The 22944-nt window shown below is 72.4% G+C and carries 19 protein-coding genes; 12 read left to right on the top strand and 7 right to left on the bottom strand.

Features of this window, described 5'->3' with window-relative positions; translation table 11 throughout:
- Window positions 1-341: 341 nt before the first annotated feature.
- On the bottom strand, window positions 342-3662 hold the full coding sequence (locus ACFYW1_RS16045; protein ID WP_388992236.1) for a S41 family peptidase: 3321 nt from the start codon (window positions 3660-3662) through the stop codon (window positions 342-344).
- Window positions 3663-3942: 280 nt separating this feature from the next.
- Between ACFYW1_RS16045 and ACFYW1_RS16050 the strand changes: the two genes are divergently transcribed.
- Window positions 3943-4515: a TetR/AcrR family transcriptional regulator gene (locus ACFYW1_RS16050; RefSeq protein ID WP_385592652.1), complete on the top strand. Its 573-nt coding sequence runs from the start codon at window positions 3943-3945 to the stop codon at window positions 4513-4515.
- 155 nt (window positions 4516-4670) lie between these two features.
- Window positions 4671-6905, top strand: a complete 2235-nt coding sequence (locus ACFYW1_RS16055; RefSeq protein WP_388992240.1) for an MMPL family transporter — start codon at window positions 4671-4673, stop codon at window positions 6903-6905.
- 245 nt (window positions 6906-7150) lie between these two features.
- Here the strand turns inward: ACFYW1_RS16055 and ACFYW1_RS16060 are convergent, their stop codons facing one another.
- Entirely contained in the window at window positions 7151-7528 is a 378-nt protein-coding gene (locus ACFYW1_RS16060) for an SsgA family sporulation/cell division regulator (RefSeq protein WP_388992244.1), read from the bottom strand.
- 198 nt (window positions 7529-7726) lie between these two features.
- Between ACFYW1_RS16060 and ACFYW1_RS16065 the strand changes: the two genes are divergently transcribed.
- The 6 genes from ACFYW1_RS16065 (at window position 7727) to ACFYW1_RS16090 (ending at window position 13518) form a co-directional block, all read left to right on the top strand.
- The gene (locus ACFYW1_RS16065; protein ID WP_388992247.1) at window positions 7727-8794 is read left to right on the top strand and encodes an energy-coupling factor ABC transporter permease; all 1068 of its coding nucleotides are present in this window, start codon (window positions 7727-7729) and stop codon (window positions 8792-8794) included.
- Window positions 8795-8909: 115 nt separating this feature from the next.
- Window positions 8910-9671 (top strand): cobalt ECF transporter T component CbiQ, encoded by a 762-nt coding sequence (gene cbiQ, locus ACFYW1_RS16070; RefSeq protein WP_388992250.1) that lies wholly within the window; start codon window positions 8910-8912, stop codon window positions 9669-9671.
- Window positions 9668-10438, top strand: a complete 771-nt coding sequence (locus ACFYW1_RS16075) for an energy-coupling factor ABC transporter ATP-binding protein (RefSeq protein ID WP_388992253.1) — start codon at window positions 9668-9670, stop codon at window positions 10436-10438. The genes cbiQ and ACFYW1_RS16075 overlap by 4 nt, the downstream gene beginning before the upstream one ends.
- A 129-nt stretch (window positions 10439-10567) precedes the next feature.
- Window positions 10568-11725 carry a serine hydrolase domain-containing protein gene (locus ACFYW1_RS16080; protein WP_388992745.1) on the top strand — a complete coding sequence of 386 codons (1158 nt, stop codon included), beginning with the start codon at window positions 10568-10570 and terminating at the stop codon, window positions 11723-11725.
- A gap of 189 nt (window positions 11726-11914) precedes the next feature.
- Window positions 11915-12733, top strand: coding sequence for an SDR family NAD(P)-dependent oxidoreductase (locus ACFYW1_RS16085; protein ID WP_388992256.1), 819 nt, complete (start codon window positions 11915-11917; stop codon window positions 12731-12733).
- Window positions 12734-12873: 140 nt separating this feature from the next.
- Window positions 12874-13518 (top strand): hypothetical protein, encoded by a 645-nt coding sequence (locus ACFYW1_RS16090; RefSeq protein ID WP_388992259.1) that lies wholly within the window; start codon window positions 12874-12876, stop codon window positions 13516-13518.
- An 18-nt stretch (window positions 13519-13536) separates the two neighbouring features.
- On the opposite strand, the gene ACFYW1_RS16095 is transcribed toward ACFYW1_RS16090, so the two are convergent.
- The 3 genes from ACFYW1_RS16095 to ACFYW1_RS16105 all read right to left on the bottom strand — a co-directional run bounded on the left by ACFYW1_RS16095 (window position 13537) and on the right by ACFYW1_RS16105 (window position 16945).
- Window positions 13537-14067, bottom strand: a complete 531-nt coding sequence (locus tag ACFYW1_RS16095; RefSeq protein ID WP_388992262.1) for a YbaK/EbsC family protein — start codon at window positions 14065-14067, stop codon at window positions 13537-13539.
- A 102-nt stretch (window positions 14068-14169) separates the two neighbouring features.
- Complete coding sequence (locus tag ACFYW1_RS16100; protein ID WP_388992265.1) at window positions 14170-15804, bottom strand: penicillin-binding transpeptidase domain-containing protein; 1635 nt, start codon at window positions 15802-15804, stop codon at window positions 14170-14172.
- Window positions 15805-15985: 181 nt separating this feature from the next.
- Entirely contained in the window at window positions 15986-16945 is a 960-nt protein-coding gene (locus ACFYW1_RS16105; RefSeq protein WP_388992268.1) for an SMP-30/gluconolactonase/LRE family protein, read from the bottom strand.
- A gap of 107 nt (window positions 16946-17052) precedes the next feature.
- Here ACFYW1_RS16105 and ACFYW1_RS16110 point away from each other — a divergent pair, with 107 nt between their 5' ends.
- Window positions 17053-17505: an Lrp/AsnC family transcriptional regulator gene (locus ACFYW1_RS16110; RefSeq protein WP_388992271.1), complete on the top strand. Its 453-nt coding sequence runs from the start codon at window positions 17053-17055 to the stop codon at window positions 17503-17505.
- A 16-nt stretch (window positions 17506-17521) separates the two neighbouring features.
- On the opposite strand, the gene ACFYW1_RS16115 is transcribed toward ACFYW1_RS16110, so the two are convergent.
- A complete protein-coding gene (locus ACFYW1_RS16115) occupies window positions 17522-18454 on the bottom strand; it encodes an NADP-dependent oxidoreductase (RefSeq protein ID WP_388992748.1) in 933 nt (310 codons plus the stop codon).
- 89 nt (window positions 18455-18543) lie between these two features.
- Between ACFYW1_RS16115 and ACFYW1_RS16120 the strand changes: the two genes are divergently transcribed.
- Window positions 18544-19497 carry a GlxA family transcriptional regulator gene (locus ACFYW1_RS16120; RefSeq protein WP_388992274.1) on the top strand — a complete coding sequence of 318 codons (954 nt, stop codon included), beginning with the start codon at window positions 18544-18546 and terminating at the stop codon, window positions 19495-19497.
- Window positions 19498-19517: 20 nt separating this feature from the next.
- Here the strand turns inward: ACFYW1_RS16120 and ACFYW1_RS16125 are convergent, their stop codons facing one another.
- Window positions 19518-21302, bottom strand: a complete 1785-nt coding sequence (locus ACFYW1_RS16125; protein ID WP_388992277.1) for a dolichyl-phosphate-mannose--protein mannosyltransferase — start codon at window positions 21300-21302, stop codon at window positions 19518-19520.
- A 53-nt stretch (window positions 21303-21355) separates the two neighbouring features.
- Here ACFYW1_RS16125 and rsmI point away from each other — a divergent pair, with 53 nt between their 5' ends.
- Window positions 21356-22252 carry a 16S rRNA (cytidine(1402)-2'-O)-methyltransferase gene (rsmI, locus tag ACFYW1_RS16130; RefSeq protein WP_388992280.1) on the top strand — a complete coding sequence of 299 codons (897 nt, stop codon included), beginning with the start codon at window positions 21356-21358 and terminating at the stop codon, window positions 22250-22252.
- A 160-nt stretch (window positions 22253-22412) separates the two neighbouring features.
- Window positions 22413-22826 carry a hypothetical protein gene (locus ACFYW1_RS16135; protein WP_388992283.1) on the top strand — a complete coding sequence of 138 codons (414 nt, stop codon included), beginning with the start codon at window positions 22413-22415 and terminating at the stop codon, window positions 22824-22826.
- Window positions 22827-22944 lie beyond the last annotated feature (118 nt).

Here is a 22944-nt window from a genome sequence, read left to right on the forward strand (position 1 = left end):
CAGCAACGGGAACGTTCTGCGGGAGCTGCCGCCCGGAGGCGGCATAGTGGGTGTCGACTGGTCGACGGTATGGACGATCCGTCTCTGCTGACGGACCGTCCGGCCTGACACGGACGGTTCCGTCGCGCAGCCGCCGGTCCGGTGCGCAGGCACCGGGCGGCGGGCGCCCGGCCAGTGGGCCCGTCGGTGCGGGACCGGCGGGTCCGGGGCGGGCGGTGCGAGCCCGCCCCGGGCCCGTACCGCCCACCTCGGCGGCCGCTCGCACCGCCCACTTCGGAGGCACCCGTACCGCCCCGCTTCGGAGGCGTCCGTACCGCCCGCCCCGGCGACGCTCGTGCCGGTCACCTCGGCGGCAGGGGCGGGCGTCGGCGGTCCGGGACGTTGTCGTACGTCGGCGGGGTCGCCGCCGGTTGTGCGGCCAGCAGGTCCAGGGCCAGCCGCACCGCGTCGTCGAGCACCGCGTACCGGCCCTCCGCCCAGTCGAGGGGGGTGCGCAGGGCCTCCAGGTCCGGTTCGACGCCGTGGTTCTCGACCGACCAGCCGTACGTGTCGAACCAGGCGGCGTTCATCGGCACGGTGATCACCGTGCCGTCCACCAGCCGGTGCCGGCCCGTCATGCCGACCACGCCGCCCCAGGTCCGCTGGCCCACCACCGGGCCCAGCTTCAGCAGCCGGAACGCGGCGGTGATCATGTCGCCGTCGGAGGCCGTCGCCTCGTCGGCCAGGGCGACCACCGGGCCCCGGGGGGCGTTGGAGGCGTAACTGACGGGCTGGGCGTTGCGGGTCAGGTCCCAGCCGAGGATCGTGCGGGTCAGCTTCTCCACCACCAGTTCGCTGATGTTGCCGCCCGCGTTGCCGCGCACGTCGACGATCAGGGCCGGGCGGGACACCTCCAGGCGCAGGTCCCGGTTGAACTGGGCCCAGCCGGAGCCGCCCATGTCCGGGATGTGCAGGTAGCCGCACTTGCCGCCGCTCAACTCCCGTACGACCTCGCGGCGTTTGGCCACCCAGTCCTGGTAGCGCAGGGGGCGTTCGTCGACCAGCGGGACGACGGCGACGCGGCGGGAACGGTCGCCGCCCCCGGCGGCGCGGAAGGTGAGTTCGACCGTGGTGCCGCCCGCCGCCGACAGCAGCGGGTAGGGGCCCGCGACCGGGTCCACCGGGCGGCCGTCGACATGGGTGAGGACCGCGCCCTCCCGGATGCCCGTACCGGCCAGCGGGGAACGGGCCTTGGAGTCGGAGGAGTCGCCGGGCAGGATGCGGCGGATCGTCCAGTCGCCGTCCCGGCACACCAGGTTCGCGCCGAGCAGGCCGATCGCCCGCTGGTAGTGCGGCGGGCCCTCGTTGCGGCGGGCCGGGGACACGTACGCGTGCGAGGTGCCCAGTTCGCCCAGGACCTCGCGCAGCAGGTCGGCGAACTCGTCGGGGGAGGCGACCCGTTCGACGAGCGGGCGGTACTGGTCGAGCACGGCGTCCCAGTCGATGCCGCACATGTCCGGTTCCCAGAAGTACGCGCGGATGATGCGGCCGGCCTCCGCGTACGCCTGCCGCCACTCCGCGGCCGGATCGACCTCGTGCAGGATGCGGCGCAGGTCCAGGTAGACCGTCGAGTCGCCGTCGGCGATCTCGGTCGCGGGCACGGCGCGCAGCTCGCCCTCGTCCATGACGACCAGCCGGCTGGCGTCGCCGCTGACCGCGAACCAGTCGAGGTGGGCGACGAGTTCGGTCCTGCGGGCCTTGGAGATGTTGAAGTGTTCGAGGGTGGGGCGGCCCGACATGTCCGCAGGGTTGGCGAAGGTCTCGCCGAGCGCGCCCGAGATCGGCCAGCGCAGCCAGACCAGCCCGCCGCCGCTCACCGGGTACAGGGCCGAGTACTTCGACGCGGAGACCGGGAACGGCGTCACCCGGCTCTCCAGGCCCTCGAACTCGACGGTGACCGTGGACGGCCCCTCGCCCGTGACGGCCTCCGGGACCTCGTCGACCGGGTCGAGACCGCCCGCCGCCGGACGGCCCTCGGGGGACAGGGCGAACGGGGAGGGGGTCGCCGAGGAGAGCGGCACCAGGTAGGGGCGGCAGCCCAGCGGGAAGGACAGGTCGCCGGTGTGGACGTCGTAGACCGGGTCGAAGCCGCGCCAGGAGAGGAAGGCGAGGTAGCGGCCGTCGCCGGTGAAGACGGGGTTCTCGTCCTCGAAGCGGCCGTTGGTGACGTCGACGATGACGGGGGCGCCGGTGCCCAGGATGCGGGCCAGTTTGATCTGCCGCAGCGAACGGCCGATCCCGGGGTGCGACCAGGTCAGCCAGGCGCCGTCGGGGGAGAACGCCAGGTCGCGGACCGGGCCGTTGATGGAGCGGATCAGTTCGGTGGGCTCGCCGGTTCCCGCGCCGGTCCCTTCGCCGGTCCCTTCGGCGGTCTCCTCCCCGGTCTCCAGGATCAGCAGCCGGCCGTCGTCGGTGGCGATGGCCAGGCGCTCGCCGTCCGGGTCGGCGACCATCTCCTGGACCCGGCCGATCCGGCCGGAGGCCAGCCGGCGCGGCTCGCGGTCGCCGCTGGCGCGCGGCAGGGAGGCGATCTCGACGGCGTCCTCGCCGTCCGCGTCCGTGACGTAGGCGACCTGGGCGCCGCTGCCGAGCATCTCGGGCAGCCGGACCCGGACGCCGGGGGTGTCGGCGATGGTGCGGGCGGGGCCGTCGCGGTGGGTGAGCCAGTACAGGCTGCCGCGCACGGCGACGGCGCTGGCCCGGCCCGTCTCGTCCACGGACAGCGAGTCGATGTTGCTGGCGGCCGGGATCTGGTACGTGCGCCGCCCGGTGCGCGGGCCGCCGAGCCGGACCTCCAGCTTCCGGGGCACCGCGTCCGGCGAGGCCAGGTCGTCCACCAGCCACAGGTCGCCCGCGCACTGGTAGACCACCCGGTGGCCGTCGCTGGAGGCGTGCCGGGCGTAGAAGGCGTCGTGGTCGGTGTGGCGGCGCAGGTCGCCGCCGTCGGGGCGGCAGGAGTACAGGTTGCCGACGCCCTCGTGGTCGGAGAGGAACGCGATCCGCCCGGCGACGAACATGGGCGAGTCGAGATGGCCGCCGATGTCCGGGAGCAGCCGCTTGCCGTGCAGCCACAGGCGGCCCGTCGCGCCGCCCCGGTACCGCTTCCAGGAGGCCGGTTCGTGCGGCGGGGTGCCGGTGAGCAGCAGGGTGCGGCGCTCGCCCTCGATGTCGGCGATCGCGATGTCGGAGACCGGCCCCCAGGGCAGCTTGCCGCCGGGGCTGCCGTCCGTGTGCAGGGTGTAGGCCCAGGAGACGTGCGAGAACGGCTGGTTGTGCGAGGAGACGGCGAGGATCTGGGCGGCGTCCCCGGCGTCGGGGGTCCAGCCGCAGACCCGGGCGTCGGTCGATCCCCAGTAGGTGAGCCTGCGGGCCGGGCCGCCCTCCACCGGGGCGAGGTGGATCTCGGGGTCGAGGCTGCGCCAGGTCGTGTAGGCGATGCGGCTCCCGTCGGGGGAGAAGCGCGGATGGCCGACCCTGGTCCGGTCGACGGTCACCCGCCACGCCCGGCCGGGCCGCTCGCCCTCCGGCGCGAGAGGGGCGACCCAGAGATCGTCCTCGGCCGCGAAGCAGAGCAGGTCGTCGTGGAGGTGCGGGAAACGGAGATACGCGACGTCGTCACTCACCCTCCCATGCTTTCCGCGCGGAAGGGCCCCGGCAACTCGTGGTGCGGGGCGCGCCGGAGCACGGGGCGGGGCGTCGGAGCGGGGGAGGGGCCGCGGTGCGGGCCGCGGTGCGGGCTGTGGTGCGGAACACAAGCGAAACGATTTCGTTTCGCTGGAGGGGCGGGTAACGTCGAGGTGTACGAAACAGTTTCGTTCGGGCGACTGGTGTTCGAGTCGGCCGGCGAAGCTCATGTGCGTACCCGGACACTCGCGTACGCACTCCAGGACAGGAGGCCGGCACATGGCGCGCACCAGGCTCACGCCCGAGCGCGAGGGCGAGATGTACGCCGCCGTGCTCGACCTGCTCCGCGAGGTCGGTTACGACGCCCTGACCATGGACGCCGTCGCCGCCCGCACCCGTTCCAGCAAGGCCACCCTCTACCGCCAGTGGGGGAGCAAGCCCGAGCTGGTCGTCAAGGCTCTGCGGCACAACAAGCCGGTGTCCCTCCACGAGATCGACACCGGTTCGCTGCGCGGAGACTTCCACGCCGTGCTGAGCCGTACCGACGACTGTCAGATGGAGAAGGACTCCGCGCTGATGCGGGGCCTGAGCCATGCCGTCCACGAGAATCCCGATCTGCACGAGGCCCTGCGCGAGCTGCTGATCGAGCCGGAGATGACCGGCCTCGACCAACTGCTGCGCCGAGCCGTGGACCGGGGCGAGGTGCGTCCGGACAATCCGGCGCTGAAATACGTGTCACACATGCTGATCGGCGCCTTCGCCGCCCGGCAACTGGTCGAGGACCGCTCCGTCGACCAGGCGTTCCTGATCGATTACGTCGACTCCGTGGTTCTCCCCGCTCTCGGAGTCTGAGGTACCGGTTCCCCGGGCCGACCCCGCTCCCCGCGAGGCCGGTTCCGTCCCCTCGCACGGCCTTCTCCCCGCTCCACCTGACACGCCGCTCTCGTCGTCGGGCCGGTTCCACACGCCCTTTTCCACCCATACGACCTGACCGGGAGTACGCCCCCGTGGCCACATTCCTCTACAAACTCGGACGGCTCGCCTTCCGGCGCCGCCGTTACGTCGCCCTGGTCTGGGTGGCGCTGCTGGCACTCGCCGGATTCGGCGCGGCCTCCGCGTCCACCGCCACCTCCAGCTCCTTCTCGATACCGGGCACGGAGGCGCAGCGCGCCTTCGACCTGCTGGAACAGCGCTTCCCCGGAGTCGGCGCCGACGGCGCGACCGCCCGGGTCGTCTTCAAGGCACCCGGCGACGGGAAGATGACCGACCCGGCCAACAAGGCCGAGGTGAACAAGGTCGTCGGAGAGCTGAAGTCCGGCTCGGACCAGATCGCCGCGGTCACCGACCCGTACACCGCCGGTGCCGTCAGCAAGGACGGGTCCACGGCGTACGTCTCGGTGTCCTACAAGGTCAACTCGATGGAGCTGACCGACGCGACCCGGGAGTCCCTGGAGGACGTGGGCCACGCGGCGCAGAAGAGCGGGCTGACCGTCGAGATCGGCGGCGACGCGCTCATGGTGATCCCCGAGACCGGGGCCACCGAGATCATCGGCGTCGCGGTCGCCGCGGTGGTGCTGGTCATCACCTTCGGCTCGCTGGTCGCGGCCGGGCTGCCGCTGCTCACCGCCCTGATCGGCGTCGGCGTCGGCGTCTCGACGATCACGGCGCTGGCGAACGTGCTCGACCTCGGCTCCACCACCTCCATCCTCGCGATGATGATCGGCCTCGCGGTCGGCATCGACTACGCGCTGTTCATCGTCTCCCGCTACCGCGCCGAGCTGGCCGAGGGTCGGGAGCGCGAGGAGGCGGCCGGGCGGGCCGTCGGCACGGCCGGGTCCGCGGTGGTCTTCGCCGGGCTCACCGTCGTCATCGCGCTGGCCGGCCTCGCGGTCGTGAACATCCCGATGCTGACGAAGATGGGCTTCGCCGCGGCCGGCACGGTCGTGATCGCCGTCCTCATCGCGCTCACCCTGGTCCCGGCGATGATGGGCTTCGCGGGCAAGCGGGTCATGGGCCGCAAGGCGCGCAAGGCCGCCGGGGCCCCGTCCGAGTCCGAGGGGAAGCCGAACATGGGCACCCGCTGGGCGCGGTTCGTGCTGCGCAGGCCGGTGTGGGTGCTGCTGATCGGCGTCATCGGCCTCGGCACGGTCGCCGTCCCGGCCGCGTCCCTGGAGATGGGCCTGCCCGACGAGGGCTCCCAGCCCACCAGCACCACCCAGCGGCGCGCCTACGACCTGCTCTCGGACGGCTTCGGCCCCGGCTTCAACGGCCCGCTGATGGTGGTCGTCGACACCGCGAAGAGCTCCGACGGCAAGGCCGCGGCCAAGCAGGTCTCCGACGAGATCTCCGGCATCAAGGGCGTCGTCGCCGTCACCCCGGCCCAGTTCAACAAGGCCGGCGACACCGCGATGATCACCGTCATCCCGAAGGACCGGCCCAGCTCCGTCGACACGGAGAACGTCGTCCACTCCATCCGTGACGCGGGCGAGGGCCTCAAGTCCGACACCGGCGCGGAGGTCCTGGTCACCGGCTCCACGGCGATGAACATCGACTTCTCGCAGAAGATGAACGACGCGCTGCTGCCGTACCTGGCGCTCGTGGTCGGCCTCGCCTTCCTGCTCCTGATGCTGGTCTTCCGGTCGGTGCTGGTGCCGCTGAAGGCGGCCCTGGGCTTCCTGCTCTCGGTCGTCGCGGCCCTGGGTGCGGTCGTCGCGGTCTACCAGTGGGGCTGGCTCGGCTCGCTCTTCGGCGTGGAGCAGACCGGCCCGATCATGTCGATGATGCCGATCTTCATGGTGGGCGTGGTCTTCGGTCTGGCCATGGACTACGAGGTCTTCCTCGTGACCCGGATGCGCGAGGCGTACGTGCACGGCGAGAAGCCCGGCCAGGCGATCGTCACCGGCTTCCGGCACGGCGCCCGGGTGGTGACGGCCGCGGCCGTGATCATGATGGCGGTCTTCGCCGGCTTCATCGGCTCCAGCGAGCAGATGGTCAAGATGATCGGCTTCTCGCTCGCCATCGCCGTCTTCTTCGACGCGTTCGTGGTCCGGATGGCGATCGTGCCCGCGGTCCTGGCCCTGCTGGGCAGGCGCGCCTGGTGGCTGCCGAACTGGCTGGACCGGATCCTGCCGAACGTGGACGTGGAGGGCGAGAAGCTGCGCGAGCAGCTCGGCGAGACGTCCGCCGCGGGCCACGGACCCGGCGGCGACGCCGGGGGCGAGCGCGAGCTGGCCCGGGTCTGAGCCGGACGCCCGGCCTCCGGGCTCCCGGGCCGGGCTCCGAAGGCCCGGCCCGGACCGGGAAAGAGACTCCGGGGCCGCGTCCGAGCGGGACGCGGCCCCGGAAGCACCGGTCACCTGTGGGGACGGGGGGCCGGGGCGACAGCGGAAGCCCCCGTGCGAGCGGCACGGGGGCTTCCGCCATGGGGGCTCACGTCATGAGGGCTTGCGCCACGCGGGTGGTCCGGGCGGGACGCCGGGCCGGCGGGTCACGCGGGGACGTCGTGCGGCTGCCGTCCGCCGATGCCCTCGTCGTCGGCGTTCCCGTCATGGGTGCGGTGCAGGAATCGGACCAGCGGGGCGCTGTCGAACTGCACCACCTCCACGCCCTTCTCCGAGTGGAGCTCCACGACCAGCTGGGTGCGCCCGCACGGCCACACCCGGACGCCGTCGCGCTCGGCGGGGGAGAGCAGGCCGCGTTCCAGCAGGTCGCGGCCGAAGGACCAGTCGATGCCGCCGGGGAAGGCGACATGGACTGTGCGGGGGTCGTCGTCGGCGTCGTACAGCAGGTCCACCGGCACCGCCGGAAGGTCGGGGGTGTCGTTGACGAGCCAGGCTTCGGCCTGTTCATGAATCACGGGGGGCATGGCCGATTCCTCCTGTGTTTTCTCCTCTGCCATCAAATGTCGCACATTTTGCGCCAGGGGCACGGGTGGTTTCCGCCAGAGGGGTGGGCGGTCAGTTGTGACGAAGGCGCTCTTGCGAGGGCTTTGCAACAAGCCCCTATCATTGAGCGGTTCACGACATGTCCGCAGCAGCGCGGTCGCAGGAAGCGGAGCTTTGTCATGCATGTACCCGACGGATTCATCAACGCACCCGTCTCGGCCGTCACCGGAGTCGTCGCCGCCGGGGCCGTGGCGGTCGGCCTGCGGGGCGCCCGGCGGGAACTGGACGAGCGCACCGCGCCGCTGGCCGGCCTCGTGGCCGCGTTCATCTTCGCCGTGCAGATGCTGAACTTCCCGGTCGCGGCGGGCACCAGCGGACACCTGCTGGGCGGGGCGCTCGCCGCGATCCTGGTCGGGCCGTACACCGGGGTGCTCTGCGTCTCCGTCGTCCTGCTCATGCAGGGCGTTCTCTTCGCCGACGGCGGCCTCACCGCGCTCGGCGTGAACGTGCTCGTCATGGGCGTCGTCACCGTCGTCGTCGCGTACGCCCTCTTCCGCGGGCTGCTCGGCCTGCTGCCGCGCACCCGGCGCTCCGTGACCGCCGCCTCCTTCGTCGCCGCCCTGGTCTCCGTACCGGCCGCGGCCTGCGCCTTCACGCTGATCTACTGGATCGGCGGCACCACCGACATCGCGATCGGCAAGGTCTTCACCGCGATGGTCGGGGTCCACACCCTGATCGGCATCGGCGAGGCCGTGATCACCGGGCTGACCGTCGGCGCCGTCATCGCCGTACGCCCCGACCTGGTCCACGGCGCCCGCGGCCTCACCGCCCCGCTCAAGCTCCGGATCGACGGCGAACTGGTCGACGCCCCCGCCGCGCGGCCCGCCGCCGCCCCGGCCGCGACCCGCTCCCCCCGCGCCCTGTGGGCCACCGGCCTGGTCACCGCCCTCGTCCTGGCGGGCTTCGTCTCCTTCTACGCCTCCTCGAACCCCGACGGCCTGGAGAAGGTCGCCGCCGACAAGGGCATCGACGAGAAGGTCGAGGAGCACGCCGCCAAGGACTCGCCGCTCGCCGACTACGGTGTCAAGGACGTCTCCGACGCCCGGATCTCCGGCGGCCTCGCCGGGGTGATCGGGGTCGGCGTCACGATCGCGGTCGGCAGCGGCGTCTTCTACGTCGTCGCCCGTCGCCGCCGCACCCCGGACGCCCCCGGCACCACCGCCGCGCACGACCGCGAGACCGTCTGACCGGACCGGCCGTCCCACGGGAACCGCCGGTACGACCCGTACGCAACCCACAGCGCACAGCAACGCACAACCCGCAGCAACACAGCACGCACCACGCGACAGAAAGCCGTCTGACATGGGCGCAGGCCACGCACACAAGCTCTACCGGCACGGGCACTCGCCCGTCCACCGCCTGCCACCGCACTGCAAACTCGTCGCCGCCTTCTGCTTCGTCGTGGTCGTCGTCTCCACGCCGCGCGAGGCGATGTGGGCGTTCGCGCTGTACGCCGTGCTGATCGGCGCCGTCGCCGCCCTGGCCCGGATCCCGGCGGGCTTCCTGCTCAAGCGCCTGCTCGTCGAGGTGCCGTTCGTCGCGTTCGCGCTGCTCATGCCGTTCGTGGTGCCCGGCGAGCAGACCCACGTCCTCGGCCTCTCCGTCAGCGTCCCCGGCCTCTGGGGTGCCTGGAACGTCCTCGCCAAGGGCACCCTCGGCGTCGCCGTCTCCGTGCTCCTGGCCTCCACCACCGAACTGCGCGCCCTGCTGCTCGGCCTCCAGCGGCTCAGGATGCCCCCGCTGCTCGTCCAGATCGCCTCCTTCATGATCCGGTACGGCGACGTGATCACCGACGAGATGCGCCGGATGTCGATCGCCCGCCGCTCCCGGGGCTTCGAGGCCCGCGGCGTACGGCAGTGGGGTGTCCTGGCCACATCGGCGGGCGCCCTGTTCATCCGGTCGTACGAGCGCGGCGAACGCGTCCACCTCGCGATGGTCAGCCGCGGCTACACCGGTTCCATGCCGGTCATCGACGAGGTGACGGCCTCCCGGACCCAGTGGGCGCAGGCCGCGACCCTCCCCGTTCTCGCCCTCGTCACCTGTCTGCTGGGATGGACCGTATGAGCACCCCCACCGCCCCCGCCCCGTCCCTGGAGGTCAGCGGCCTCGCGTACGCCTACCCGGACGGTCACCAGGCCCTGTTCGGGGTGGACCTGACGGTCGCCAGGGGCGAACGCGTCGCCCTGCTCGGCCCGAACGGCGCCGGCAAGACCACCCTCGTCCTGCACCTCAACGGCATCCTCGACGCCGGGGCGGGCACCGTCCGCGTCGCCGGTCTCCCCGTCGGGAAGCGCAACCTCGCCGAGATCCGCCGCCGCGTCGGCATCGTCTTCCAGGACCCCGACGACCAGCTCTTCATGCCCACCGTCCGCGAGGACGTCGCCTTCGGCCCCGCCGCCTCCGGACTGCGCGGCGCCGAACTGGAGGAACGCGTCACCGAGGCCCTGAAGCAGGTCGGCATGGAGGAGTACGCGGACCGGCCGCCGCACCACCTCTCCTTCGGCCAGCGCCGCCGCGTCGCCGTCGCCACCGTCCTCGCCATGCGGCCGGAGATCCTCGTCCTCGACGAGCCGTCCTCCAACCTGGACCCGGCCTCGCGGCGCGAACTCGCCGACATCCTGCGCTCCCTGGACGTCACCGTGCTCATGGTCACCCACGACCTGCCGTACGCCCTGGAGCTCTGCCCGCGCTCGGTGATCCTCAGCGAGGGCGTCATCGCCGCCGACGACCGCACCCAGGACCTGCTCTGCGACGAGAAGCTGATGCGCGCCCACCGCCTGGAGCTGCCCTTCGGCTTCGACCCGCGCTCCGTGAGCGTCCCGCAGCCGTGAACGCACCGCGCTCCGCGGGCGATCCGCGCCCGTGAACGTGCCGTGACCACGAACAACGGGTGACCCGGCCCCCGCCCCGCCCGCGCGGGGATGCACCATGGGGGGATGAGCGGGAGCGCGGGAGCAGACGTGGACGTACGCGGCACGGTGGCGGCCGGATTCGAACCGGTCCGGGACGCGTTCGTCCGCAACTTCGAGCAGCGCGGCGAACGCGGCGCGGCCGTCGCCGTCTACCGGGACGGGCACAAGGTCGTCGACCTGTGGGCGGGTACGAGGGACGTGGACGGCACCGAACCCTGGGCCCTCGACACCGTGCAGATCGTCCGCTCGGCGGGCAAGGGCATCGCCGCCGCCGTACCGCTGCTGCTGCACCAGCGCGGCCAGGTCGACCTCGACGCCCCCGTCGGCACGTACTGGCCGGAGTTCAAGACGGCCGGCAAGGAACGCGTCCTCGTCCGGCACATCCTGTCCCACCGGGCCGGACTCCCCGCGCTCGACTGCCCGCTGACCCCCTCCGAGGCGGCCGACGGGAACTCCGGGCCGCAGGCCGTCGCCGCCCAGCGCCCCCAGTGGGAACCCGGCACCGACCACGGCTACCACGCCCAGACCTACAGCTGGCTCGTCGGCGAACTGGTGCGCCGGGTCACCGGCCGCACCATCGGCCGCTGGATCGCCGAGGAGATCGCCCGCCCCCTCGGCCTGGACTTCTGGTTCGGCCTCCCGGCCGACGAGACGCACCGGGTGGGCCGGATCGGGCCCGTCGAACCGCCCACCGACGGGAGCGGCGCCCTGCGGCTGCGCCCCAAGCGCTCGGTCACCGAGGCGTACCGCGACCCGCAGTCCCTCACCCGCCGAGCCTTCGGTGCCATCGACCCGCTGCCCGACGAGAACGACCCCGGCTACCGGGCGGCCGAACTCCCCGCCTCCAACGGCATCTCCACCGCCCGCGCCCTGGCCCGCTGCTACGCCGCGATGATCGGCCCGGTCGACGGCCACCGGCTGTTCGCCCCCGCCACCCTCACCCTGGCGCGTACCGAGGAGTCGGCGGGCCCGGACCGGGTCCTGGTCGTCAACACCCGTTTCGGCCTCGGCTACATGCTCCACGGCCCGGCGGCCCCGCTGCTGGCCCCCGGCTCCTTCGGCCACCCCGGCCGGGGCGGCTCCCTCGGCTTCGCCGATCCCGAATCCGGCATCGCGCTGGGCTATGTGACGAACGGCCTGCAGAAAGGAGTCACCGCCGACCCCCGCGCCCAGGCCCTGGTCAGGGCCGTGCGGTCGGCGCTGTGACTCCTCGGTGACTCTTCGGCTCTTCTGCGCCCTCTCCGCGCCCTGCGGATGCCGGGGGAAGCGAGGAGCCACCGCCGATCCCCGAGCCCGGCCCCCGGCCCCGGCCTCCCCGGCCCGGTCTCCACGCCCGGATTTCCATGCCCCGGCCCCCCGTGCCCAAGCGCTGGTCAGGGCAGTACGGTCGGCGCCATGACTCCTCCTCACCCCGCAACTCCCGCCCACCCCGCCGGGCCGCGATTCGACGGACATGTCGCGCTCCTCACCGGAGCGGGCCAGGGCATCGGCGCCGCCACGGCCCGCCGACTGGCCGCCGAGGGCGCCCGGGTCCTGGTCACCGACCTGGACGGCGACCGCGCCGAACGCACCGCCGAGGCGATACGCGAGACGGGCGGCACCGCCGAGGCACTGCCCTGCGACGTGGGCGACCGCACGGCGGTCGAGGCCGCGGTGGCCCACGCCGTCGCCGTCCTCGGCCGGCTCGACGTGCTGGTGAACAACGCGTACTCCTGTTCCTCGGACCTCCCGCTCTTCGAGGACGAGCCGGACGAGGCATGGGAACGCGACCTGGACATCTCGCTCTCCGGCCCGTACCGCTGTTCCCGCGCCGCGCTCCCGCACCTGATCGCCTCCGGGCGGGGCGCGATCGTCAACATCGGTTCGGTCAACGGCGAACAGGACTTCGGCAACCACGGCTACAGCGCGGCCAAGGCGGGCCTGGCCAGTCTGACCCGCACCCTCGCCGGGCACGCCGGGCCGCGCGGCGTGCGCGTCAATCTGGTCGCCCCCGGCACGGTCCGCACGGACGCCTGGGCGGGCCAGGACGTGGCGCTGGCCCGGGTCAGCCGCATCTACCCGCTCGGCCGGGTCGGCGAGCCGGACGACATCGCCTCCGCCGTCGCCTTCCTCGCCTCCCGCGACGCGGCCTGGATCACGGGGACCACACTGCGGGTCGACGGCGGACTCACGGCCACGAACTACGGCTTCCAGCACGCGATTTCGGGGGAGTAGGCACTGCTTTCCGGCCTCCTCCCCCCGGCACCCCGGAACGGAACGGCAGTTTCGTGCCGGGGTGCCCCCATCCGGTTGTCCCGGCCCCCTCCGGAAGGAAGGATTCGTTCCGATGACCGACGGGGAAGGGATCAACCGGCATGGCACGGAAGGCGATCGGGGTGGTGGCCGCACTGGCCGCGGCACTCGCACTGGTGTGGTTCGGCTATCTGGCCTTCTCCGACGAGGAGGAGAAGCCGTTCGTCACCTACCGCTACCGGGCCATGTGCGAGGAGCCCCAGAAGTTCTCCCAGGCGGCACCGCGCTCCGACAAGGGCCCCCGCCCCGTGGTCATCGACAACTACTGGACCGGGGCGGACTCCGCCTCGGACCGGCCGACCGCCGCGGACCTCCGGGTCTGGAACCCCGCGAAGCCGGAGACGGTGCAGCTCGTCGCCTGTGTCGAACGCACCGGCCGGGGCGAACAGGTCAAGCGCTGTGTCTACCAGACCATGCCCGACGTCATCGGCGGCACCGGCAGCGGCGAGACCAGGCAGCACCCGTTCTCCCTCTACCTCTACAAGGGCGTCTACAAGGTGACCGTGTACGAGGCCGCGACCGGAAAACGGCTGGGCAGCAAGGAGATCCACGGGGACCGCTTCCGGTCGGACGACCCGAACGGATCGATGGCCGACCCGTGCCCGCCGCGCACCATCGCCCCGAAGCCGGGCGAGGACGACGAGGAGGAGTCGGAACCCACGGCTGCCCAGCTCCGCGAGTTCCTCGACCCCTACGTGCTCGGCTGAACCGGCTCGCGGCTCAGGTCACTTCGGCTGTTCGCGCACGTCCACCACGGTTCCGCCGGCGTGCTCGATCAGCGTCCGCGGGTCGAGCGGGAAGACCGTGTGCGGGGTGCCCGCCGCCGCCCACACCACGGAGTGCTCCAGCAGTCCGCGGTCGGCCAGCACCCGGGTCCTCGTACGGTGGCCGAAGGGCGGTACGCCCCCGATCGCGTAACCGGTCGTCTCCCGGACCAGGCCGGCATCGGCCCGCCCGACCTTCCCGGCCCCCAGCTCCACGCGCACGCGCTCCACGTCGACCCGCGAGGAGCCGTCCATCAGGACCAGCACCGGTACCCCGTCGGCCTCGAAGATCAGTGACTTGACGATCTCGCCGAGCCCGCAGCCGATCGCGGCGGCGGCCTCGGCGGCGGTCCGGGTGGCCTCCGGGAACTTGCGGATCTCGACGTCGAGACCCAGCTCCCGCAGGGCCTCGGCGAAGCGCGGATGGGCCTCGGCGGCGGCCGGGGCGGCGGTGTCGGTGGTGGTGTCGGTGGTGGTGTCGGGAGTGCTCATGCCCCGCACGCTAGCGAACGCGGTACGGGGCACGCGACGGAGTTGCCGGGACACGCGGCGGTGTGCCGGGCCCGGTTGCCCCGGGCCCGGTCGGCGACCGGATCAGGGGCCGGCGCGCAGGACCGCCGCGACCACCGGGCCCGCCGCGTCGCCGCCGTGGCCACCGGCCTTGACGACCGCGGCGGCGGCCAGGTCGTTGCTGAAGCCGGTGAACCAGCTGTCGGACGTCTCCTGGTTGTCCACCTCCGCCGAGCCCGTCTTGGCGCCCTTGTCTCCGCCGACCGTGGACATCGCCGCCTTGGCGGTGCCCCAGGCCGCCGTCTGGCGCATCATCTCGGTCAACTGCCGGGAGACGTTCGGGGACAGCGACCTGGCGGCGGTGGCGATCGTCCGGCCGTCGAGGTCCCGGTCCACGAGGATCGGCTGGCGGAAGGTGCCGGTCCGCGCGGTGGCGGTGATGGACGCCACGTTGAGGGCGTTCATCTGGACCGTCCCCTGGCCGATGTACTGGGCCGCCGCCTCGCCGCCGGTCGCCTCGGGGACGCTGCCGTCGTAGGTCACCACGCCCGTCTGCCAGTTCAGTCCGATGCCGAAGACCTCGCGGGCCTCCTTCGCGAGCGCGGCGTCGTCCTTCGTGTCGTCGATCAGCTTGATGAAGGCGGTGTTGCAGGACCGGGCGAAGCTGGTCGTCAGGGTGCCCTGCGGGATGTCGAAGTTGTCCAGGTTGTGGAAGGTGCGGCCCTGGTACATCGCGTTCTTCGGGCACTCGATCGGCCGGCCTGCCGAGGCGAGGCCCTTCTCGATCAGCATCGCGGAAGTCACGATCTTCATCGTCGAACCGGGCGCCTGCTTGCCCTGCAACGCCGCGTTGAAGCCGTTGGCCGGGCTGTTGGCGATGGCGCGGATCGCACCCGTGGACGGCCGGACCGCCACCACGGACGCCTGGCCGAACCGTTTCACCGCCGTCTCGGCCGCCGCCTGGATCCCGGCGTCCAGGGTGGTCACCAGCTTCCCCGGCCTGCCCTTGGTGAGCGTCAGCAGGGTCTTGTCGGGGGTCTTCCCGTCCGCGTTCTCGATCCGGGTCTCGATGCCCGCGGTGCCGCCGGCCTTCTCGCCGTACTTCTCGCGCAGCGCGTCCAGGACCGGCCCCAGCGAGGGGTACTTCTCCTTGGTCAGCACCTTGCCGTTGTGGTCGACCGCCTCGATCGCCGGGGCCGACGCCTCGCCCGTCTTCAGCGACGCGCCGTCCGCCAGGTCCGGGTGGACCACCGCGGGGGACCAGTCCACCAGCGGCCTGCCGGTGGTCAGACCGCGCACCACGGTCAGCTGGGAGGCGTACGACCAGGGCTTGGACTTCCCCCCGAACGTCACGGTCGCCTTCACCGTGTACGGCACCTTCGAGCCGACCGCCGGGCCCGGCGTGATCACCGCCTCGGTGACGTGGGCCTCCTCGCGGTAGGCGGCGAGAACCGGCCCGGCCTCACCCGCGTTGTTGGTCAGCTGGGACGCGGCGGCCGAGTCACCGCTCGCCCACGCCTTCAGGAACTTCTTCGACGCCTCGCCGATCTCCTCCTCGGTGACCGGCCCCGTCTTCACCTCGGCGGCCGCGGAACGGCTGTCCGTACCCCCGCCGCCACCGTCCAGATCGTCCAGGATGTTGTACGCCCCGTACCCCACCCCGCCGACCACGACCGCGAATATTCCGCCGACCACGGCGACCTTCGCTCCACTGCGCATCCTGCAGTCCCCTCCCCAGGAGCCCCCTTGAACGTGTTCAAGGGGATGCTGATCGGCACCCTACGGGAGGGGAGGGACGGTCGAGCCGGTTGTTATGGGAACGGGATACGCGATACGTGCCCCCTGAACGCGGAGGCGGACGGGCCCGCCCCGTGCCCGGGCGGCGTGTTCCGCCCCGAGGTCACCGGGGTGCCGGGTTCGTCCAGGGCTGTCGTCCCGGGCCGGTCGGGTGGGTGCCGGTGACGCCCATGACCACCGAGTAGAGGCTGGTCTCGGCGGTGATGAAGAGGCGGTTGCGCTTGGCGCCGCCCCAGGAGATGTTGGCGACCGTCTCGGGGACGTCCAGGCGGCCGATCAGGGTGCCGTCGGGGTCGTAGCAGTGCACGCCGTCGTCCAGCGCGGCGGCCCAGAGCCGGCCGCCGTCGTCGAAGCGGAGGTTGTCGAAGCGGGCCTTCTGCCGGGCCGCTGCCTCGGCGAAGACCTCGCCGTCCGACAGCGTGCCGTCGTCCCGCACGTCGAAGACGCGGATGAATCCGGCCCGGGTGTCGGAGACGAACAGCTGCCGCTCGTCCGCCGAGAAGACCAGCCCGTTCGGAGCGCCGAAGCAGTCGGCGACCAGGCGTACTTCGCCGGTGGCCGGATCGATCCGGTAGACGTTGTTGGAACCGATCTCGCTCTGCGCGCGGTGGCCCTCGTAGTCGCTGGTGATGCCGAAGTCCGGGTCGGAGAACCAGATCGAGCCGTCGGACTTCACCGTCGCGTCGTTCGGGCTGTTCAGGCGCTTGCCCTGCCAGTGGGAGGCCAGGACCGTGATCGTGCCGTCGTGCTCGGTCCGGGTCACCCGGCGGTTGCCCTGCTCGCAGGTGATCAACCGGCCCTCGCGGTCGAGGGTGTTGCCGTTGGTGTGCCCGGCCGAGCGACGGAAGACGGCGACCGCGCCGGTCTCCTCGTCCCAGCGCAGCATCCGGTCGTTGGGGATGTCGCTCCAGACCACCTGCCGCCAGGCGGGCAGATAGACCGGCCCCTCGGCCCAGCGGCAGCCGGTGTACAGGACCTCCAGTGCGTTGTCGCCGTTCATGCACCGCCCGGTGCGGAACCGGTCGTCGAACATCTCGTACAGCCCGGGGCGTTCACCGCTCACAGGATCCACTCCTCACGAAAGGCGCCGTGCGCCGAACGAAAATCGGCCCGGAGTGAAGATTGCAAGATGGGATATGGTTATTGCAAGGAAACGCCGGACGGAGAGTTGTGGATCACATAGACCGCGAGCTGCTGGACCGGCTCCAGCAGGACGCCACCCAGTCCTACGCCGCGCTGGGACAGGCCGTCGGCCTGTCCGCCGGTGCCGCCCACGAGCGGGTGCGGAAGCTGCGCGAGCGCGGCGTCATCCGGCGCACCACGGCCGAGGTGGACCCGGTCGCCGCGGGCGGCGCCGTCCTGGCCTACGTGATGGTCGACTCGACCTCCTGGATGGGCGATTCGGCACAGGACTTCGCCGCGCTCCCCGAGATCCTGGAGGCGCACGTCATCGCCGGCAGCGCCTCGGTGCTGGTGAAGGTCAGGACCGCGACCACCGAGCAGTTGCAGGACGTGCTGCGCCGGATCTACGCCATCGACGGGGTCAGCGGGACCCAGGCCACGGTGGTCCTGGAGACCTTCTTCGAGCGGCAGCTCTCCCCGCTCGCCGCCGACCCGTCCTGACCCGGGCGGCCGGCCCTCAGGGGACGGTGAGCACGATCTTGCCGGTGGTGCGGCCCGTCTCGCCGAGCGCGTGCGCCCGGGCCGCGTCCGCGAGCGGGAAGACGGCCTCGACGTGGACGCGCAGGGAGCCGGAGGCGGCCAGGCCGGCGACGGCGTTCATGCCGGCGTGGTCGGCCTCGACGAGCAGGGTCTTGACGCGGACCCCTCGGGCTGCGGCCTTCGCGGCCTCGTCGGGGTCGGTCCCCGGCAGGAGCGAAACGAGGACGCCGCCCGGCCGCAGGACGTCGAGGGAACGGGTGCGGGTGTCGCCGGACACGGGGTCGAGCACCATGTCGATGTCCCGGGCCGCGTCGCGGAAGTCGGTGGTGCGGTAGTCGACGACTTCGTCCGCGCCGAGGGAGCGGACGAAGTCGTGCTTGGGGGCGCTCGCGGTGCCGATCACGTACGCGCCGCGGGACTTGGCGATCTGGACGGCGAGGTGGCCGACCCCGCCGGCGGCCGCGTGGACCAGGACGCGCTGTCCGGCCCGTACCGCAGCGGTGTCGACGACCGCCTGGTGGGCGGTGAGGGCGGCGAGCGGCAGGGCGCCGGCCCGGACGTGGTCGATGCCGGCGGGCTTGTGCGCGAAGGCGCGGGCGGGACCCGTCACGTACTCGGCGTGGGAGCCGACGCCGTGCGGGTAGGGCAGCATCCCGAAGACCTCGTCGCCCGGCTCGAACAGCGTGACGCCGAAGCCGACGGCCTCGACGACGCCGGACACGTCCCAGCCGAGGACGAGCGGCAGGCGGTTCAGGAAGAGACCGGCGGCACGGTGCTTCCAGTCGGTCGGGTTCATCCCGGCGGCGCGCACGGCCACGAGGATCTGTCCCGGGCCGGGCACGGGCCGCGGCAGCACGACCTCCTTCAGCACCTCGGGGGTGCCGTGGGTGTCCTGGCCGATGGCGCGCATGGTGGTGGGGTTCGTCATGTGCTCCAGCCTCGCCCCGGGCCCCCGGGTCGTACCATGGCATGAATGCCATCTTCCGACGGGATCGTGCCATGACCGTCCATCGTGTCGTCGTCCTCGCGCTGGACGGGGCGTACCCCTTCGAACTCGGCATCCCGAGCCGGGTCTTCGGGGCGCTCCTGGACCGCTACGAGGTCCTGACCTGCTCCGTCGACGGCGGCCCCGTCGCCACGAACGCGGACTTCTCGGTCACGGTCGGGCACGGGCCCGAGGTGCTCGCGACGGCGGACACGGTGCTGCTGCCGCCCTTCGACATCTCCCGGCTCTCGCGCGAGCTGCCGCCGGGAGCAGCCGAGGCGCTCGCGGCCGTACGGCCCGGGGCGCGGATCGTGTCGATCTGCACGGGCGCCTTCGTACTGGCGGCCGCGGGGCTGCTCGACGGCCGGCCCGCCACCACCCACTGGGCCGTCGCCGACGTCTTCCGGTCCTGGTACCCGCGGGTGGCGCTGGACCCGGACGTGCTGTTCGTGGACGACGGGGACGTGCTGACCTCGGCCGGTGCCGCCTCCGGCGTCGACGTCTGCCTGCACCTCGTGCGGCGGGACCACGGCACCGCCGTCGCCAACCACGTGGCCCGGGCCTGCGTCGTGCCGCCGTGGCGGGACGGCGGCCAGGCCCAGTACATCGAGCACCCGGTGCCCCCGGCCTCCGCGAACGGCACGTCGGCCACCCGCCAGTGGGCGCTGGAGAACCTGCACGAGCCCCTGACGCTGACGGAACTGGCGGGGCACGCCCGGATGAGCCTGCGCACCTTCGCGCGCCGCTTCAACGACGAGGTCGGGACGAGCCCCGGCCGCTGGCTGATCCAGCAGCGCGTCTCCCGCGCCCAGCACCTCCTGGAGACCACCGACCTCGCCGTCGACGACATCGCCGGACAGGTCGGCTTCGCCACCGGCACCTCACTGCGCGAGCACCTGCACGCCGCGATCGGCGTCTCACCGCTCGCCTACCGGCGCACCTTCCGGGGCGCCGGTATGCCGGGCTGAACCCTCCCGGGCGGAGGGTCCTAGATCCAGGTGTCCAGCCACATCCGGTCGCGCCACGAGCCGTTCGGGATCGGGGCGCCGGTGTAGATCGGCCAGAAGTAGACGAAGTTCCAGATGATCAGCAGCACCAGGACGCCCGCCCCGATCGCGCCCAGCGTCCGCCGGCGTTCCATCGCCGGGTCGTCGCCCGCCGGGACGGCCTCCACCGGACCGGTTCCCGGCGGGTCGGACGCCGCTCTCGCGCCCGGCCCCAGCATCGCGCCGATCATCATCGTCACCGCCAGGCACAGGAACGGCACGAACACGACCGCGTAGAACAGGAAGATCGTCCGCTCCTGGTAGAAGAACCAGGGCAGCCAGCCCGCCGCCACGCCGCAGACGATCGCGCCCGCCCGCCAGTCGCGGCGGAAGAACCACCGCCACAGCACGTACGCCAGGGCGAAGCACGCCGCCCACCACAGCAGCGGCGTCCCGATGGCCAGCACCTCGCGGGCACACTTGCCGCTGCCCGACGGCGAGCAGCCCGGCTGCTCCTCCCAGAAGTACGAGACGGGCCGGCCGAGCACGATCCAGCTCCAGGGATTGGACTGGTAGGTGTGGCCGGACGTCAGGTTCACGTGGAACTCGTAGACCTGGTACTCGTAGTGCCACAGGCTGCGCAGCCAGTCCGGCAGCCACGTCCAGTGGCCGCCCCGCCCGTCCGTCGCCGCCCAGTTCCGGTAGTAGCCCTTGCCGGTGACGATCCAGCCGGTCCAGGAGACGACGTACGTCACGAGCGCGACCGGCACCGTCGAGACGAAGGCCGGCAGCAGGTCCCGCCTCAGCACCGCCCGGTACGGCCGGCGCGCGCCCGCGGTCCGGCGCGCGCCCACGTCCCACAGCACCGTCATCAGACCGAAGGCGGCCAGGATGTACAGGCCGTTCCACTTGGTGGCGAAGGCCAGTCCCAGCATCAGCCCGGCGACGATCCGCCACGGGCGCAGCCCGAGCCGCAACCGCTCCGCGACCTCCGCGTCGGGGCGCAGCACCCCCTCGTCGTCGACCGGCAGCGCGGCGGCCAGCCGGCGCCGCGACCAGTCGCGGTCGATCAGCAGCGCGCCGAACGCCGCCAGCACGAAGAACATCAGCACCAGGTCGAGCAGCGCGGTGCGGCTCATCACGAAGTGCAGGCCGTCCACGGCGAGCAGCGTGCCCGCGAGACAGCCCAGGAACGTCGAACGGAACAGCCGCCGGCCGATCCGGCACAGCATCAGCACCGACAGCGTGCCGAGCACCGCCACCATGAACCGCCAGCCGAACGGCGTGAAGCCGAAGAGCTGTTCACCGAAGCCGATGATCCACTTGCCGACCGGCGGGTGGACCACGTATCCCGGATCGACCGGGATCGCCACCTTCGACGGGTCTTCCAGGATCAGCTTGTCGATGTCCTTGGGCCAGTCGCCCTCGTACCCCTGGTTGACCAGGGCCCAGGAGTCCTTCGCGTAGTACGTCTCGTCGAATATCAGGGCGTGCGGGCTGCCCAGGTTCCAGAACCGCAGCACCCCGGCGACCAGCGCCACCAGCAGCGGTCCGCCCCAGGCCGACCACCGCACCAGGCGCTCGGCCGTCGGCGGGGAGATGCCGAGCACCGCCCACAACTGGGCCCCGGGCCTGGTGTACGTCGGAACAAGCCGTTCGCGCAGCCCGATGCCGGACCGGGGCGAATGGCCGAAGCGGCGCAGCCGCTGCTGCCAGGATGCCGACTCTTCGCCGTGCGGTTCCCCGGCGTCTTGGCCCTGTCGGGCTTCGGGCGCAGTACTCGTCACCGCGCCATCGTAGGGAACGCGTCTGTGCGAGCGCTGGCGCCCGGGCTGGGAGGATGATTCCTGTGACTGGAACGACTGGAACGCTGGTACTGGCAGGAACCCCCATCGGCGACGTGGCGGACGCCCCGCCGAGGCTCGCCGCCGAACTGGAGACGGCGGACGTCGTCGCGGCCGAGGACACCCGCAGGCTGCGCCGCCTCACCCAGGCGCTCGGCGTCCACACCACGGGCCGGGTCGTCTCCTACTTCGAGGGCAACGAGGCGGCCCGTACGCCGGAACTCGTCGAGGCGCTGACCGGCGGGGCCCGGGTCCTGCTCGTCACGGACGCCGGGATGCCGTCCGTCTCCGACCCCGGCTACCGGCTGGTGGCCGCCGCGGTGGAGAAGGACATCAGGGTCACCGCGGTCCCCGGCCCGTCCGCCGTGCTCACCGCGCTCGCCCTCTCCGCGCTGCCCGTCGACCGGTTCTGCTTCGAGGGCTTCCTGCCCCGCAAGGCGGGCGAGCGGCTCGGCAGGCTGCGCGAGGTCGCCGCGGAACGCCGCACGATGGTCTTCTTCGAGTCCCCGCACCGGATCGGCGACACCCTCGCGGCGATGGCCGAAATCCTCGGCACCGACCGGCGGGCGGCCGTGTGCCGGGAGCTGACCAAGACCTACGAGGAAGTGAAGCGCGGCCCGCTGGGCGAACTGGCGGCCTGGGCGGCCGACGGGGTGCGCGGCGAGATCACCGTCGTCGTCGAGGGCGCGGCCGACACCGGCCCCGAGGAACTGGACGCGGCGGAGCTGGTGCGCAGGGTGCGGGTGCGAGAGGAGGCGGGGGAGCGGCGCAAGGAGGCCATCGCCGCCGTCGCCGCCGAGGCGGGGCTGCCCAAGCGCGAGGTGTTCGACGCGGTCGTCGCGGCAAAGAACGCGGCTCGAACCGGCCCCGAAGAGGGCAAAGGACTATCGTGAAAAGCAAAGCGAGAGCCGCGCACGGACCCTTTCTGCCACGAGAAGGCCAAAACCGCTCCAACACTCGACAGGGCCCGATGCGCTCCCGCCGGTAAAGGCGTCCACTGGGTCAGGGACGCATTCTCCGGAGTGCTTTGTCCGGCGGACAAAGGAGCAGGGCATGAGCGAGATCGCAGCGACCACCGCGCACGAGGCGTATGCCTTCGCCTGCATGAGGTGCGGGTACGGGTGGGAGCAGGCTTATCAGATAGAGCACCACATCGACGGTTCCAACAACGACTTCGTCATCTACAAGGCGGACGGGGAGCGGGTGCCCTCACCCCTCTCCAGGCCCACCTGCCTGAACTGCGGCGGCCACGTGGTCCGGATCATGCGGGCGGGGCGGGTCTCGACCGTCCAGCAGCTGCTCCACAGCCCCCAGCCGTCCCGGCCGCCGATGCCGCCCGTGCCGGCGGACACGACCGGGCAGGGCAGGGCCGACACCCGACGGGCCCGGGCCGCCACCGCCGCACCCTCGGACGCGGGACGCCACTGGCGCCTGTCCGACCTGCTGCACCCCTTCCACCGCAAATAGCCGACCGCGGGAGCTCCGGACCGTACGGCCACCGGTTCTCCCACGGTCGCCGGCCGTCGCACGGGCCCCGGTCGTCGTACGGGCCCCGGCGCGGTCCTCGTACGGCCCTCGTACGATC

Origin of the sequence: Streptomyces sp. NPDC002669 (assembly GCF_042889165.1) — a bacterium.
Classification (GTDB): Bacteria; Actinomycetota; Actinomycetes; order Streptomycetales; family Streptomycetaceae; genus Streptomyces.

Coding starts and splice junctions, on each gene's coding strand:
- ACFYW1_RS16050 (WP_385592652.1), top strand. CDS start 3,943: ATGGCGCGCACCAGGCTCACGCCCGAGCGCGAGGGCGAGATGTACGCC.
- ACFYW1_RS16060 (WP_388992244.1), bottom strand. CDS start 7,528: ATGCCCCCCGTGATTCATGAACAGGCCGAAGCCTGGCTCGTCAACGAC.
- ACFYW1_RS16065 (WP_388992247.1), top strand. CDS start 7,727: ATGCATGTACCCGACGGATTCATCAACGCACCCGTCTCGGCCGTCACC.
- cbiQ (WP_388992250.1), top strand. CDS start 8,910: ATGGGCGCAGGCCACGCACACAAGCTCTACCGGCACGGGCACTCGCCC.
- ACFYW1_RS16075 (WP_388992253.1), top strand. CDS start 9,668: ATGAGCACCCCCACCGCCCCCGCCCCGTCCCTGGAGGTCAGCGGCCTC.
- ACFYW1_RS16085 (WP_388992256.1), top strand. CDS start 11,915: ATGACTCCTCCTCACCCCGCAACTCCCGCCCACCCCGCCGGGCCGCGA.
- ACFYW1_RS16090 (WP_388992259.1), top strand. CDS start 12,874: ATGGCACGGAAGGCGATCGGGGTGGTGGCCGCACTGGCCGCGGCACTC.
- ACFYW1_RS16095 (WP_388992262.1), bottom strand. CDS start 14,067: ATGAGCACTCCCGACACCACCACCGACACCACCACCGACACCGCCGCC.
- ACFYW1_RS16100 (WP_388992265.1), bottom strand. CDS start 15,804: ATGCGCAGTGGAGCGAAGGTCGCCGTGGTCGGCGGAATATTCGCGGTC.
- ACFYW1_RS16115 (WP_388992748.1), bottom strand. CDS start 18,454: ATGCGCGCCATCGGCCAGGACACCCACGGCACCCCCGAGGTGCTGAAG.
- ACFYW1_RS16120 (WP_388992274.1), top strand. CDS start 18,544: ATGACCGTCCATCGTGTCGTCGTCCTCGCGCTGGACGGGGCGTACCCC.
- rsmI (WP_388992280.1), top strand. CDS start 21,356: ATGATTCCTGTGACTGGAACGACTGGAACGCTGGTACTGGCAGGAACC.
- ACFYW1_RS16135 (WP_388992283.1), top strand. CDS start 22,413: ATGAGCGAGATCGCAGCGACCACCGCGCACGAGGCGTATGCCTTCGCC.